Raw genomic sequence first — 14,927 nt, 5'->3', positions numbered from 1 at the left:
TCCAAGGTCCGGGTTTCCGGACTAGCGCAACCGGCCTCGCAGGATATCGCCGATCTCGCCCTGCGGCCGGGTTCGGGTGAAGGCGAGAAGCATCCCCACGGCGATCCCCATCGCGATCAGCGAGGAGCCGCCGTAGCTCACGAAAGGCAGCGTCATGCCCTTCGCCGGCAGAAGACGCACCGCCACGCCCATGTTGATCATCGCCTGCACGCCGAACATGCAGGACAGCCCCGTCCCGGCGAGCCGGATAAAGGGATCGCGCTCCTTCATCAGCCGCGCCAGCGACCGGACGACGACGAGCGCATAAAGGCAGATAATCAGGAGAACAAGGACGAGGCCATATTCCTCGGCGGCGACGGCGATGATGAAGTCGGTATGCGCGTCGGGCAGCGACCATTTCACCTGCCCCTCGCCGACGCCGACCCCGAAGAAGCCGCCCTCCTGGATAGCATTCGTCGCGTAGCCGATCTGCGTCGTGGGGTCGATCTCCGGGCTCAGGAAACCGTCGATCCGGCGCGCGAAGTGCTCCGAATTGTTGTAGGCGACAGTCCCCGCAAGGATCACCAGCCCTGCCAGGGTGAGCAGCAGCACCATCGGCGCGCCGCCGACGAAATACATCACGCCCCAGCCGAAAAGGACAAGGCACGCCTGTCCGAAATCTGGCTGCATGGCGAGCATGAGCACGATCGCCAGCGCCAGCGCGAAGGACCAGGCCCTCCCCGGAGGCCCGCCGATCTCCTGGCTTGCCGCGATGAGCCACGCCGCTGCGATCATGAATGTCGGCTTGAGGAACTCGGACGGCTGGAGGCTCGCGAAACCGAGGCTGTACCAGCGCATCGCGCCTTTGCCGAAATCCGTTCCGAAGAACGGCAGCAGCGCCAGCGCGATGAAGGAAAGGACAAAGCCCACCACCGCGAGACGCCGGATCGTGGACGGTGCCATCAGCGAGGTCGCGAACATCGCGATCAGCGCCGCTCCGCCGAAGACCGCCTGCCGCTGGACGTAGTGGAAGGGTGCGAACCCGTTGCGCTCTGCCAGAGGCGGAGACGCGGCAAGGCCCAGAAGGATGCCGATCGCGAACAGGATCAGTATGCAGGACAGCGACCACTTGTCGATCGTCCGCCACCATTTCGGCAGGATCGGCTCGCTGTCGCGCACCGGTACCGTGCCATATACCATCTCGGTCATGGAAAAACCGCCCGAATTTCTGCCTCAAACGCCCGGTTTTCCGGGTCTCGATGAGAAGCTTAGACAAATTCGGGCGGTTGCGCCAGTTATATTAAAGGGTCACGGCGAAGCGCCCGCCCGTAAAGTTGACCGTCAGGCGGCCTTGCGCGTGCCGCGGATCGGGTAATCCTTTTCGCGGATGAAGCCGATGCCCTTCGCGAGTTTCTGAAGGTCGGGACGCGCGAAGGGCGCGTTCGAGATATCGACGATCTGCAGTTGGCCATCACCGTTCACCACGAAGAGCGCGGGCTCGGCGAAGGGGTGATCCGTCTCCTCGGGGCTGCGCGGATCGGAGACGTAGAGGCCCAGCGCCTCCATATCGCCCACGTTCAAGCCGTGCCCGAGCGGAACCGAGACGCCCGTCTCGTCCGCGAAGGCCCGCGCCTGCATGGCGCTGTCGGCAGAGATCGCGATGACGTCCAGGCCAAGTTCCTCGAAGCGCGGGGAGAGCTCGTCGAGCTCCTTGAGGTAGGATTTGCAAATCGGGCAGTGCAGGCCACGATAGACGACGATCAGCTGCCAATCATGACCGTTCGCGGGCACGCCGAGCGTGCGGTCTTCGCCCGCGAGCATGGCGACGCGGATCTCGGGAAGCGGGGTTCCGGGGGTGATACGGGACATGGGATGGCTCCTGCGTAGTTGTGTCCATTTCACGCTGAAGCGCCCTGGGGCCCCTTTCGGTTCCGGCACAGGCCATGTGCGCCGGCCTATCCGGTCTGCGCCTTGATCTGCATCCAGATCGCGCCGGTGTCGATGAGGCTCCATTCCCGCCGAAGACCTTCCGGGCCGAACTCAGCCTGACTCATGCCCATGATATGGACCTCGGCCCCGCTCGGCGCACCGAAAAGGCCGGGCCCGTCATGCCGACCGGCGAGGGACCAGCGCAGATAGGCGCGCGGTGACAGAAGCGGACATTCCGATCCGAAGCGGTGCTGCACCTCGAAACGCGCCGAGGGAAAGGCCGCGCGCAGGCCGAGCCAGAACTCGCGCGTGCCCTCGGGACCAAAGGTCTGTCGCGCGCCCGGCAGCACGATCTCGGCACCGGGATCGACTTGCATGGCGAAGAGACCGAAATCCCCTTCCATCGCGCGGTCGAGAAGATCCGCCCAAGCCTGGGCCCAGCCATCGTCCGGCCCCCGCCCGGTATAGGCACCTGGCTCGTCGATGGCCGGACGGAACGGCGCGGTGTCGCGGTCATCCCAGCCGAGACGCGCCGCCGCCCATGTTTCGGGATCGAGGCCCAGCGCGGCAAAGACCGCTTCGCTGTCGCGCAGACGCCAGATTTCCCCGATGCGCCCGCCTTTCGAGGCAGCCTCCATCAGGACGCGGTAGCGTACGGGTCGCGCGGCAGTCGGTCCGAACAGGCCCTGCCCGGCATAGTGTCCGTCGGCGATGAGGCGCACCGCCCCGACCTCGGTGCCGCCCGGCGCGGCAGCCGCAGCGCTATCTTCCACGATGAGGCGTCGGCCGGGAAAGGACGCGATGGGCTGCAATGCCGCGGTCGCGATGGCCACGCGGCCCTGCAGAACGTGATCAGCCCCGCGAAAGATGGCGTCCCGATGCAGATGCGTCTCGTAGAGTGCCCCGAAATCCGCGGCGCCCCAAATACCCGGAACGATGCGCCGAAGCGTGTCCGCGAGATCGCCTTGCCCTGCCGTCCAGTCCTTCACCGCGCGCCCTCTTGCCTTGCCTGTCGCAAAGCTATGCGCGCGTGGTTAATCCGGGCTTAATCCCGGCAAGGATCGCGCCCAATCGGCAATCCGCTCAGCGACCGGGCCTGTCATCTCCGGCGACAGGATATCCCCCGCAAGGACGTGGTTCATCGCTTCGGTCACGCCTTCTGGCACGACCCACATCTGCGTGGGCCCGCCCCAATTTGCTTCGACTTCACGCGAGATGCTCTGATCCACAACCTGGTCGAGATCGGACAGAATGAAGAAAGCCGGGACATCGAGCGCGCCGTGATCGAGCCCGCGCGCCGCTTTCACGGTCTCGGCCATCGGCAGGAGCGCGGTCGTGGGATAGCGCGTTGTCCAGTAGCGCGCCTGCGCTTCGTTCGCGGGCAAAAAGGCGCGCTCCTCTCCGGCGAGGACCGGCGCCCAGCTGCGCGCACCGGGCCATGTCAGGATCACCGAGGCGGGGTTTTTCACCTGGAAATTGGGGCTGATCATCGCGATCCCGGCGAGGCCCTCCGCCAGTGCGGGATCGGCTGCGGCAAGCGTCGCGAGTGTCGCGCCCGTCGACGTGCCGATGACCAGAACGCGCTCTCCGATCGCGCGGCCGACCGCCATCGCCTCGGCCATGTCGGCCATCCAGTCCGTCAGCGTCGCGTCGTCCATCGCCGCCCCGTCACGTCCGTGACCGGCGAGACGCGTGAAGAAGAGGTTGGCGCCCAGCGCTTCGGCCACGAGGTCGGGCATGGGCCGCGTCTCTTCGGAAGAGGCGGAAAAGCCGTGGACATAGACCACAGCCCAGTCGGTTGTCTCGCGCGATGCGCCTGCCCAGATTACGCGCTTCTGCGTTCCCTCCACGATACCGGGCACGCGTGCTTCCTGCGCTGCGAGATATTCATCGACACCGCCCTCCAGACGCGCGGGATCGAAGGAGGCCTCGAGGCTCGTCGGTTCCTCCGGCGCAAGCCACAACGCGATGCCCGCCCCGACGAGCAAGAGAAGGGCAAGCCCCGCGAGCCATCTCATGCCGCGGACCGCGCGAGGCAGTCGACAAACGCGGCTTCGATCAGGGCAAGGTTGTCCGGCTCGGAAAAGCGGTGATCGGCCCCTTTCACGAAGCTCAGCCGGACATCCGGCCCGTCGATATGGTCAAGCAGCGCCAGCGCTGTCTCGCGCTTGACGGCCGCATCTTCGGTGCCCTGCAAAAGCCGTACCGGATAGGGCATGGGCAGCGCTGAACGCAGGACGAGATGTTCTCGCCCATCCTCGATCAGGGCCCGCGTCACGATATACGGATCGCCGTAATCCGACGGCAGGGCGATCTGCCCGTCTTCCATGATGGTCCGACGCTCGTCTTCGGAAAAGCCTGCCCAGAACCCGTCTTCGGTGAAATCGGGCGCCGCGGCGATGCCGACGAAGCCCACGATGCTGCCGAGCCGCCTTGTCAGGATCGAGGCGATCCAGCCGCCCATCGACGAGCCGACCAGCAACACGGGCCCTGGCGCGGCATGGCGGATCACCGCCTCGGCATCCGCGGCCCATTGCCCGATCGTGCCCTCTTCGAACACGCCGCCCGACAAGCCGTGGCCGGAATAATCGAGCCGCAGGAAGGCGCGGCCTTCGGTCTTGGCCCAAGCCTCGAGATGAACGGCCTTCGTGCCTTCCATGTCCGATTTGTAGCCTGACAGGAACACGATGGTCGGCCCCTGCCCATCAGTCTTTGCATAGGCGAGGCGCATGCCGCCCGGCCCTTCCATCGTTTTGATTTCGCTCATGCCGCCTCCGACCGTTTCGTGTCGAAGATGCCCGCATCGTCGAAAAGAGGCCAGTGCCGATCTGGCTCAGCCCCGCTCCACCTCTGCAAGACCGATCGCGATCATCGCGCCCAGCGCCGACAGGATCGCAAAGCCCGCAAGGGCCGCGACAGGACCGAGCGCGGCCAGCGCGCCGCCAATTGCACCAACGATCAACAGAAGGATCCCGATCGCGGTATTGGTGAGCGCGGCGTAGGACGACCGCTGATCCTCGGGCGCCATGTCGACGAGATAGGTCGAGCGCCCGACCCGCACGCCCTGGTAGGCGATCTGCAACACGAAGAGGATGAGCGGCGTCACCCAGATCGCCGCGGTCCAACCCGCGAGCGCGGCGATCACGGCGGCTGCCATCGACAGCGCCCCGGCGAGCCCGGCGAGGATCAGGACCTTGCGCGAGGATCGGTCCGACAGGCGCCCCCAGACGAAGGATGACACGAAGCCGGCCGCCGCCGACGCCAGAAGCAGCGCGCCGAGTTTCTGCAGCGCGCTGTCGCTGTCATCGAGAAGGACGAGGTAAGGCGGCGCGAGCGCGGTGGTGGTGAGCGCGCCGCGCGCCGCGATGAACCGGCGGAACTGCTTGTCTTCCTTCAGGGGGGCAAGGTTCAGCCCGTCCCGTTCCTGCGGCTCCGAGGGTTTCTCCTCGAGCCGCGAGAACAGCGCCGCCGCAACCAACCAGAGCGCCGCGGCGATACCGACCGCGATGGCAAGCGGCGTGACCTCCTGCATGAGGCCCGACAGCAAAAGGAGCGCAAAGAGAAGCACCGCCGCGGAAGCTGCCGAACCCGCGACGCCCTTGATCGCGCCGCGCCGGGTCTTGCCGACGGTCTTGCCGAGAATGTCCTTGTAGCTCACCGAGCAGGCGGCACGGGAGACAGCGAGGAGCGCGAGAAGCGCGCAGATGGCAATTCCTCCGGCCCAGCCTTCGAGCGTCAGCGCCGACAGCGCGATCCCCCCTGCGCCGACCGCTTGCCCGAAGCAGCCCGCGACCCAGAACCATTTGCGGTGGCGCGTCGCCTCGACGGGTCCGGCCAGCAGGATCTGGGGCAGCAGCGCCCCGGCCTCGCGGATCGGAACGAGCACACCTGTCAGCATCGCCGGCGCGCCGATCGATTGCATGATATAGGCAAGCACCAGTTTCGGAGACAGAAGCCCGTCCGCCACCTTTGTCATCGACAGCGACAGCATGTGGCGCAGCCCGTTGCGCGCCTCGCGTGCGGTGGCCTTGCCATCGTCGTCCGTCAGCGTGCCGTAGATCTCGGTGACATCCGGTTCCGTCAGATTTGCCATGCGTTCCCCGTCTCTTGTGCGACATGCCTGAACGCGAGCGCTTGACAGCGGGTTCCCGCCGTCTCAGAACCCCGCCACGACATATGAACCCGCAACCGGGCGTTCCGTGGGCGCCAAACCGACGAGGAGCAAGGCCGATGGCCCAGATTTCCCTGACCTTTCCCGATGGCAATGCGCGCGCTTTCGACGCAGGGGTGACCCCTGCCGAAGTGGCCGCGTCGATCTCCAAATCTCTGGAGAAGAAGGCGATCTCCGCGCAGGTGGACGGTGCCCATTGGGACCTGCAATGGCCCATCGACCGCGACGCCGCCATCGCCATCAACACCATGAACGAGGACGGGCCCGCGCTGGAGCTCGTCCGGCACGACCTGGCGCATATCATGGCGCGGGCCGTGCAGGAGATCTGGCCCGACGTGAAGGTCACGATCGGCCCGGTGATCGACAACGGCTGGTATTACGACTTCGACCGCGCCGAACCGTTCACGCCCGAGGATCTCGGTCTGATCGAGAAGCGCATGCGCGAGATCATCGCCGCGCGCGATCCCGTCCGCACCGAGGTCTGGGAGCGGGACCGCGCCATCGCGCATTACGAGGCGTCCGGCGAGCCCTACAAGGTCGAGCTGATCGAGGCGATCCCGGGCGACGAGCCTTTGCGGATGTACTGGCATGGCGACTGGCAGGATCTCTGCCGCGGTCCGCACCTGCAGCACACCGGCCAGGTGCCCGCCGATGCCTTCAAGCTGATGTCTGTCGCGGGCGCTTATTGGCGTGGTGACAGCTCGCGCGCGATGCTCCAGCGTATTTATGGCGTCGCCTTCAAATCCAAGGACGCGCTGAAGGCGCATCTGACGATGCTCGAGGAGGCCGCCAAGCGCGATCACCGCAAACTCGGCCGCGAGATGAACCTCTACCACATGCAGGAAGAGGCGCCGGGCCAGGTCTTCTGGCACCCGAGCGGCTGGACGATCTACACCACGCTGCAGGATTACATCCGCCGCCGCCAGCGCGCGGGCGGCTACCAGGAGGTCAACACGCCGCAGGTCGTGGACCGCAAGCTCTGGGAAGCCTCGGGGCATTGGGACAAGTACCAGGAGAACATGTTCATCGTGGAGGTCGACGAGGACCATGCCCGCGAGAAAGCGATCAACGCGCTGAAACCGATGAACTGCCCCTGCCACGTGCAGATCTTCAACCAGGGTCTGAAATCCTACCGCGACCTTCCCTTCCGCATGGCGGAGTTCGGCTCTTGCGCGCGCTACGAGCCCTCGGGCGCTCTGCATGGCATCATGCGCGTGCGCGGCTTCACCCAGGATGACGGACACATCTTCTGCTCCGAAGACCAGATCGAAAGCGAGACCGCGACCTTCATCGCGTTTCTGTCCCGCATCTACGCGGATCTCGGGTTCCACGACTGGACCATCAAGCTCTCGACGCGGCCCGAGAAGCGCATCGGCTCTGACGAAAGTTGGGACCGGGTGGAAAAGGCTCTCGGCGATGCCTGCCGCGCGGCGGGCTACGAGTTCGAAGTGCTGGAGGGCGAAGGTGCATTCTACGGCCCGAAGCTCGAGTTCACGCTGACGGATGCGATCGGGCGGGATTGGCAATGCGGCACGCTGCAGGTCGACCCGAACCTGCCCGAGCGGCTTCAGGCGACCTTCATCGGGGCAGACGGCGCAAAGCATCGCCCCGTGATGCTGCACCGCGCGGTCCTGGGCTCGTTCGAGCGCTTCATCGGCATCCTGATCGAAGAACATGCCGGCAAGCTGCCCTTCTGGCTGGCGCCGCGTCAGGTGGTCGTGGCCTCCATCACCTCGGAAGCGGATGAGTATTGCCGAGAGGTCGCGGAGAAGCTCACGGCCGCCGGTGTGCGGGCAGAGACCGATCTTCGCAACGAGAAGATCAATTACAAGGTGCGCGAACATTCCGTCGGCAAGGTTCCGGTGATCCTTGCCATCGGACATCGCGAGGTCGAGGAGCGCACGGTGACCGTGCGCCGGCTCGGCGAGAAACAGACCTCGGTCGCGGCACTCGACGAGATTTGCGCCGAGCTGGAGACCGAGGCCACGCCGCCGGATCTTCGGGCGGGCTGACGTTAAGTGGCGGGCCGATCAGCGGCCCGCCGCGCTCAAAGGGGCAGATCGCCGGTGGACTTGATCTCTTCCATCGACAGGAGGGCGGTGACGTTGTGCACCTTCACCTCCGAGATCAGCGCCTGGTAGAAGGCATCATAGGCCCGGGCATTCTTCACACGCACTTTCAGGATATAGTCGATATCCCCGGCCAGCCGGTGTGCCTCCTGCACCTCGGGCCGTTCCTTCAGGGCTTTCAGGAACCTTCGCTGCCATTCGGCCTCATGTTCGGACGTGCGGATCAGAACGAAGAAACAGGCCTCGAAGCCGAGCGCCTCGGCATCGAGCACAACTGTCTGCCGCCCGATGATGCCCGCCTCGCGCATCTTGCGGATCCGGTTCCAGACCGGCGTCTTCGAGGAGCCCACGTTCTTCGCGATATCGTCGAGCGATTGGCTGGCATCGCGCTGCAGCTCGAAGAGGATTTTCCGGTCGGTCGCATCGATGCGGACCTCTGTTCCGTCTTTCTCCGTCATGCCGAATATCCTGTTCCCGATCAGCTCCCCTTTAGAACAAGCATCCTTGTTTTCGCAACGCCCTAGCCCGAATGCGGGACAAAATTCTATATCTCGTGCCAAGAGACCCGATCCCGAGGGAGCGAGAGATGCAGCATTTTCCGATCTTCGTGGCGCTGGCCGGTCGCCGTGTCGTCGTCTCCGGTGGTGGTGACGCCGCTCTGGCGAAACTGCGGCTTCTGATGAAGACCGAGGCGCATCTGACGGTCTTCTCGCCCGCCCCCGCACCCGAGATCGAGGCTTGGGCCGATGAAGGCCGCCTCGCGCTTCGCCGCCGCGCGATGGAGCCGGGAGATGCACTTTGCGCCGCGCTCTTCTACGGCGCCGACGAGGACGATGCCGAGGATGCCCGTACCGCCGCCATCGCGCGCGCCGACGGGGCGCTCGTCAATATCGTGGACAATCTCGAAGGCAGCCAATTCATCACGCCGGCCATCGTCGACCGCGACCCCGTCACCGTCGCCATCGGCACCGAAGGCGCAGCGCCGGTCCTGGCACGCGCCATCAAGCGCGATCTCGAAGAACGGCTGCCGGTCACGCTCGGCCCACTGGCACGGATCGGCAAGGCGTTCCGCAAGATGGCGGATGCCCTGCCGATGGGCCGGAAGCGCCGCGATTTCTGGGCGGATTACTATTTCGACCACGGCCCCCGCGCCTACGAGGCCCAAGGTGCGGACGGCGCGCAAGCCGCGCTCGAGGGGCTTCTCGAACGGCACCTACACGCCGAGGACCGGCCCGGACACGTGCATTTCGTCGGCGCAGGTCCGGGCGATCCCGAACTGCTGACGCTGAAGGCGCGCCGGGCGCTCGATGAAGCGGATGTCGTGATCTACGACCGCCTCGTGACGCCTGAGATCCTCGAGCTTTGCCGCCGCGAGGCGATGATGATCGACGTCGGCAAGGAAGCCTTCGGCCCCTCCACCCCGCAGGCCGATATAGATCGGCTCATCGTGGAGCATGGCCGTCAGGGCGCGCAGGTCGTGCGTCTGAAATCGGGCGATCCGACCGTGTTCGGGCGGCTCGACGAAGAGATCGAGGCGCTCTATGCGGCCGGTATCGCATGGAGCATCGTTCCCGGCATCACTGCCGCCTCCGCGTCTGTCGCAGCCATCGGCCAGAGCCTGACGCGGCGCGGTCGCAACGCCTCCGTCCGCTTCCTGACCGGCCATGACATGAAGGGTTTTGCCGATCACGACTGGAAGGCGCTTGCGCGGTCGAGCGAAGTGGCCGCGATCTACATGGGCAAGCGCGCGGCTCGGTTCATCCAGGGACGCCTCTTGATGCACGGCGCGGCACCGGACACGCCGGTGACGATCATCGCCAATGCCTCGCGCCCCGATCAGCGCATCCTCGCCACCTCGCTTGCGACCTTGGCGACCGATCTCGACGAGGCCGCTCTCGACGGTCCCGCACTCACGCTCTTCGGTCTCGCGCCCCGCGCCGCCGAAGCCGCCGCACATCACCTCATTCAGGAGGCACTCTAATGCCCCGCCCTTTCACCCCCAAGGTCGTCACCGCCAACGCGCTTCTCGAAGGCGATGTCGTCTATCTGCGCGAAGATGACGGCTGGACCCGAGAGCTTGCGGACGCCGAGGTTCTGACCGACGAGGCGCATGCCCAGGTGCGCCTTCTCGATGCGGAGCGCCGGTTAGGCGAGGTCGTCGGCGTGTATCTCGCCGATGTCGCACCCACGGAAGCAGGCCCGGAGCCCACGCATTTTCGCGAGGACTTCCGCCGCACGGGGCCGTCCAATTATTTCCACGGCAAGCAGGCCGAGCGCCAGGGCTCTGAAGTTTAAGCGACTTTCAGAGCCGACGCAGAGGAGACCAGAGATGTATACGTATTCCGAGTTCGACGCCGCCTATGTCGCCAAGCGCAATGCCGAGTTCCGCGCGCAGGTCGAACGCCGCATCGACGGCAGCCTGACCGAGGACGAGTTCAAGCCGCTGCGCCTGATGAACGGGCTCTACCTGCAGCTGCACGCGTACATGCTGCGCGTTGCTGTCCCTTATGGCACGCTGAATGCGCGCCAGATGCGGCAGCTCGCCATGATCGCGGAGCGCTGGGACAAGGGCTACGGCCATTTCACTACGCGTCAGAACATCCAGTTCAACTGGCCCGAGCTGCGCGACGTGCCGGACATCCTCGATGCGCTGGCCGAGGTCGAGATGCACGCCATCCAGACCTCAGGCAATACGATACGGAACGTGACCGCCGATCACTTCGCCGGTGCCGCCGCGGACGAGATCGCCGATCCCCGTCCCGTGGCTGAGCTCATCCGGCAATGGTCGACCGACCATCCCGAATTCCAGTTCCTGCCGCGCAAGTTCAAAATCGCGGTCACGGGCTCCCCGAACGACCGCGCCGTGACGGCGGCGCATGATATCGGCCTTCGCATCGTCGAGCGCGGCGGCCAGATCGGCTATCAGGTGCTCGTCGGCGGCGGTCTCGGCCGGACGCCGATGATCGGCAAGGTCATTGCCGAGTTCCTCCGCGAGGAGGATCTCTTGCCCTATCTCGAAGCCATCGTGTCCGTCTGGAACCTGCTTGGCCGGCGGGACAACAAGTACAAGTCGCGCATCAAGATCACCGTGCACGAACACGGGATCGAGGAAATCCGCGCGCTGGTCGACGACCGCTTTGCCGAGTTGCGCCCGGCCTTCACTGGCATCGATCAAGAGATGCTCGCGACGATCCGCGCCGAATTCGCCGCACCTGCCTTCCGCGATGCGCCGCTCGACGCCTTTGACACGGCTTACGACAACGATCCGGCCTTCCGGTCCTGGGTGGACACGAACCTGACCGATCACCGCGCGCCCGGTTACGCGATCGCCGAGATCAGCCTCAAGGCACACGGGGCCACGCCTGGCGATGCGACGGCGGAGCAGATGCGCGTCATGGCGGACCTCGCCGAGCGCTACGGCCATGACGAGCTGCGCGTCAGCCACGAGCAGAACATCGTGCTGCCGCATGTGCATAAATCCGACCTGCCCGCGCTCCACGCGGAGCTTCAGCGGCACGGGCTTGCCACTGCGAATATCGGCCGGATCAGCGACATCATCGCCTGCCCCGGCATGGATTATTGCGCGCTGGCGACCGCGCGCTCCATTCCCATCGCGCAGGAGATCGCAACGCGCTTCGACGAGCTGAAGATCGAGAACGAGATCGGCGATCTCAAGATCAAGATCTCCGGCTGCATCAACGCCTGCGGGCACCACCATGTCGGGCATATCGGCATTCTCGGCCTCGATCGCGCGGGCGTGGAGAATTACCAGATCACGCTCGGCGGCGATCACACCGAGGCGGCGAAGGTCGGGCAGCGCACCGGCCCCGGCTTCTCGGCGGATGAGATCGTGCCCGCAGTGGAACGCATCGTCGATGCCTATCTGACCCTGCGCGACAGCGCCGACGAGCGCTTCATCGACACCTTCGCGCGGGTCGGCATGGACCCGTTCAAGACCGCCCTTTACGAGCCGGAGAAAGAGGTCCGCGCCGATGCCGCGTGATACTCAGGCACAGCACAAAGAGGTCGGGCAGGACGATGCCGGCGCTGCGGATCTGAGCGGTCTGCGCGCCCGCGTCGCCGCGCTCAACGCCCGCTATCGCCATCACGGCGCGACCGCCGTTCTGCGCGGCGCGCTCGGGGATCCCGAGGCGGGGCGCATCGCGATGGTCTCGAGCTTTGGCGCGGAATCCGTGGCGCTTCTGCATCTTGTGGCGATGGTGGATCGCGCGACGCCGGTTCTCTTCATCGACACGCGGCTCCTCTTTGCCGAAACGCTGGTCTATCAGCAGGAGGTCGCCGAACGCCTCGGGTTGCGCGATGTCCGCATCTTGAAAACGGACCGCGAGACGCTGGACGCGCGTGATCCTTACGGGGCGCTCAAGCATTCCGATCCCGATGCGTGCTGCGCGCTGCGAAAGACCGTTCCCTTGGAAGAGGCCCTTTCCGGCTTCGACGGCTGGATCACCGGGCGCAAGCGCTACCAATCGGATGGCCGCGCCGCGCTCGACTTCTTCGAACTGGAAGAGGCGACCGGAAGGATCAAGGTCAACCCGCTCGCGCATTGGTCGCGCGAGGACGTGCAGGCCTACATGGACGAGAACCGCCTGCCCCGGCATCCGCTGGTGCGCGAAGGCTACCCGTCCATCGGCTGTGCGCCCTGCACCAGCCGTGTGGCCCCGGGCGAGGATCCGCGCGCCGGGCGGTGGCGCGGGCAGAACAAGGACGAATGCGGCATCCATTTCGTGGATGGAAAAGCCGTCAGACAAGGAGCATCCACATGAGTGTGATCGTGACCGATACCGGCTTTGGCAGCGACGACTGGCGGGGCGAGGCGCTGGAGCTCGCCTCCGACACGGCGCCCGAGACGCTGAGTGAGGCAGCAAAGGGTCAGGACATGATCGTCATCGACTTTCCGAGCGTCGCCGACGGGCGCGGCTTCACCCTCGCGCGGCTGTTGCGGGTGCGCGGCTATACAGGGCGCCTCCGCGCGCGCGGCTACGTGATCGCGGACCAATATGCGATGGCGCGGCGTGCTGGCTTCGACGAGGTGGAAATCGACGACGCGCTTGCCGCCCGCCAGCCCGAAGACCAGTGGCTCTTCCGTGCCGATTGGCGCGCGGGCGATTACCAAGCGCGCCTGCGCGGCTGACAAACGCCACTTCACAGGACAAAACGCCCCCTTTTCGCGCGGGGCCCAAGCGATTATCCGAGAGGCGCGGGCGGACAAGCCTGCGAGACCACATGACAGAGCATAGCCCCGTGACCCAGACCGACGCCAAGCCCGTGAAGACGATGGCCATGCCCGACGCCCAGACGGTGACAGAGGTCACGCACTGGACAGACCGGCTCTTCTCCTTCCGCGTGACGCGCCCTGCCAGCCTGCGCTTCCGCTCGGGCGAGTTCGTGATGATCGGGCTCATGGGCGATCCCGACCCCAAGACCGGAAAGCAGAAGCCGCTGTTGCGCGCCTACTCCATCGCCTCTCCGTCCTGGGACGAAGAGCTTGAGTTCTACTCGATCAAGGTGCCGGACGGCCCGCTCACCTCGCGGCTCCAGCATATCCAGCCGGGCGACGAGATCATCCTGCGGCCCAAGCCCGTCGGAACGCTGGTGCATGATGCCCTTCTTCCCGGCAAGCGGATCTGGTTCTTCGCGACCGGCACCGGGTTTGCGCCCTTCGCCTCGCTCCTGCGCGATCCTCAGACCTTCGAGGATTACGATGAGATCATCATCACCCACACCTGCCGCGAAGTGGGCGAGCTGGAATACGGCCGCACGCTGATCGAGGACATTCGCCAGGATGAGCTTCTGAACGAGCTCATCGGTGCTGAGAACCTCGCGAAGCTGCGCTATTATCCCACGACCACCCGTGAAGAGAGCCCGAAGATGGGCCGCATCACCGATCTCATGCGCTCGGGCGAGGTGTACCGCGATCTCGGTGTCGAACCGATCAGCCCCGAGCACGATCGTGCGATGGTCTGCGGCAACCTCGCGTTCAACCTCGAGATCAAGGAACTTCTGGAAAGCTACGGGCTTGAGGAAGGCGCGAATTCCGACCCCAAGCATTACGTGGTCGAAAAGGCGTTCCTCGACTAAAGGCACAAGCTGCCGAAAGCCCGGAAAACCACAGGAACTGCCCGGCGCAGTGCCGTTTCCCGCTTGAAAGCGCAGGGGCGCATGGTTAGCTTGCGCCCCTGACTGACCTGTTTTGAAAGGACGAAAACCATAGCCCGCAGACCCCACAACGCGCCGCCCACACGTGAAACCGGTCCCCGAGTCAATGACCGCATCAGGGTAGCAGAAATCCGGCTCATCGGAGCCGAAGGCGAGAACATCGGCGTCGTCACCCCCGAACGGGGACGCGAACTGGCCGAAGAGGCCGGTCTTGACCTCGTGGAGATCTCGCCGAACGCAAATCCGCCGGTCTGCAAGATCATGGATTTCGGCAAGTACAAGTACGAACAGCAGAAGCGCGAAGCCGAAGCGCGCAAGAAGCAGAAGACCATCGAGGTCAAGGAAGTGAAGTTCCGTCCGAATACGGACGTTCACGACTACGAAGTAAAGATGAAGAACGTCTTCAAGTTCCTCGAGAAGGGCGACAAGGTGAAAGTCACCCTCCGCTTCCGCGGACGCGAGATGGCGCACCAGAATCTCGGCCGCGAACTCCTCGAGCGCGTCGCGGACGACGTGAAGGAAGTCGGCAAGGTCGAGAACATGCCGAAGATGGAAGGCCGCCAGATGATCATGATGATCGGTCCGGTGAAATAAGCTTCATC

The 14,927-nt window shown here is 65.3% G+C and carries 15 protein-coding genes; 8 read left to right on the top strand and 7 right to left on the bottom strand.

Annotated elements, in window-relative coordinates:
- Positions 1-21 precede the first annotated feature (21 nt).
- From ftsW to FIU91_RS05585, 6 genes are all read right to left on the bottom strand, one after another.
- Complete coding sequence (ftsW, locus tag FIU91_RS05610) at positions 22-1,188, bottom strand: putative lipid II flippase FtsW (RefSeq protein WP_152461768.1); 1,167 nt, start codon at positions 1,186-1,188, stop codon at positions 22-24.
- Positions 1,189-1,320: 132 nt separating this feature from the next.
- Complete coding sequence (locus FIU91_RS05605; RefSeq protein ID WP_152461767.1) at positions 1,321-1,848, bottom strand: redoxin domain-containing protein; 528 nt, start codon at positions 1,846-1,848, stop codon at positions 1,321-1,323.
- Between the two features lie 86 nt (positions 1,849-1,934).
- A complete protein-coding gene (locus FIU91_RS05600; protein ID WP_152461766.1) occupies positions 1,935-2,897 on the bottom strand; it encodes an ester cyclase in 963 nt (320 codons plus the stop codon).
- Positions 2,898-2,942: 45 nt separating this feature from the next.
- Positions 2,943-3,926: a carboxylesterase gene (locus FIU91_RS05595; RefSeq protein ID WP_152461765.1), complete on the bottom strand. Its 984-nt coding sequence runs from the start codon at positions 3,924-3,926 to the stop codon at positions 2,943-2,945.
- On the bottom strand, positions 3,923-4,675 hold the full coding sequence (locus FIU91_RS05590; protein ID WP_152461764.1) for an alpha/beta fold hydrolase: 753 nt from the start codon (positions 4,673-4,675) through the stop codon (positions 3,923-3,925). The genes FIU91_RS05595 and FIU91_RS05590 overlap by 4 nt, the downstream gene beginning before the upstream one ends.
- 66 nt (positions 4,676-4,741) lie before the next feature.
- Positions 4,742-6,001, bottom strand: coding sequence for an MFS transporter (locus tag FIU91_RS05585; RefSeq protein WP_152461763.1), 1,260 nt, complete (start codon positions 5,999-6,001; stop codon positions 4,742-4,744).
- A gap of 137 nt (positions 6,002-6,138) precedes the next feature.
- Here FIU91_RS05585 and thrS point away from each other — a divergent pair, with 137 nt between their 5' ends.
- Positions 6,139-8,091 (top strand): threonine--tRNA ligase, encoded by a 1,953-nt coding sequence (gene thrS / locus FIU91_RS05580; protein WP_152461762.1) that lies wholly within the window; start codon positions 6,139-6,141, stop codon positions 8,089-8,091.
- 35 nt (positions 8,092-8,126) lie between these two features.
- On the opposite strand, the gene FIU91_RS05575 is transcribed toward thrS, so the two are convergent.
- On the bottom strand, positions 8,127-8,606 hold the full coding sequence (locus FIU91_RS05575) for an Lrp/AsnC family transcriptional regulator (RefSeq protein WP_152461761.1): 480 nt from the start codon (positions 8,604-8,606) through the stop codon (positions 8,127-8,129).
- Positions 8,607-8,734: 128 nt separating this feature from the next.
- On the opposite strand from FIU91_RS05575, the gene cysG reads away from it, so the two are divergent.
- The 7 genes from cysG to infC all read left to right on the top strand — a co-directional run bounded on the left by cysG (position 8,735) and on the right by infC (position 14,919).
- Positions 8,735-10,129, top strand: coding sequence for a siroheme synthase CysG (gene cysG / locus FIU91_RS05570; RefSeq protein ID WP_152461760.1), 1,395 nt, complete (start codon positions 8,735-8,737; stop codon positions 10,127-10,129).
- The gene (locus tag FIU91_RS05565) at positions 10,129-10,443 is read left to right on the top strand and encodes a DUF2849 domain-containing protein (RefSeq protein WP_152461759.1); all 315 of its coding nucleotides are present in this window, start codon (positions 10,129-10,131) and stop codon (positions 10,441-10,443) included. Before cysG ends, FIU91_RS05565 begins: the two co-directional genes overlap by 1 nt.
- 34 nt (positions 10,444-10,477) lie before the next feature.
- On the top strand, positions 10,478-12,151 hold the full coding sequence (locus FIU91_RS05560; RefSeq protein WP_152461758.1) for a nitrite/sulfite reductase: 1,674 nt from the start codon (positions 10,478-10,480) through the stop codon (positions 12,149-12,151).
- Positions 12,141-12,932, top strand: a complete 792-nt coding sequence (locus tag FIU91_RS05555; RefSeq protein ID WP_152461757.1) for a phosphoadenylyl-sulfate reductase — start codon at positions 12,141-12,143, stop codon at positions 12,930-12,932. The genes FIU91_RS05560 and FIU91_RS05555 overlap by 11 nt, the downstream gene beginning before the upstream one ends.
- Positions 12,929-13,300 (top strand): DUF934 domain-containing protein, encoded by a 372-nt coding sequence (locus tag FIU91_RS05550; protein ID WP_152461756.1) that lies wholly within the window; start codon positions 12,929-12,931, stop codon positions 13,298-13,300. Before FIU91_RS05555 ends, FIU91_RS05550 begins: the two co-directional genes overlap by 4 nt.
- Before the next feature lie 92 nt (positions 13,301-13,392).
- A complete protein-coding gene (locus tag FIU91_RS05545) occupies positions 13,393-14,247 on the top strand; it encodes a ferredoxin--NADP reductase (RefSeq protein WP_152461755.1) in 855 nt (284 codons plus the stop codon).
- A 129-nt stretch (positions 14,248-14,376) separates the two neighbouring features.
- A complete protein-coding gene (gene infC / locus FIU91_RS05540) occupies positions 14,377-14,919 on the top strand; it encodes a translation initiation factor IF-3 (protein WP_093010169.1) in 543 nt (180 codons plus the stop codon).
- Positions 14,920-14,927 lie beyond the last annotated feature (8 nt).

The sequence above is a fragment of the Roseivivax sp. THAF30 genome, assembly GCF_009363575.1.
Lineage (GTDB): Bacteria > Pseudomonadota > Alphaproteobacteria > Rhodobacterales > Rhodobacteraceae > Roseivivax > Roseivivax halotolerans.
Note: the sequence above shows the minus strand (reverse complement) of the source record. Positions and strands in the feature narration are given on the sequence as shown.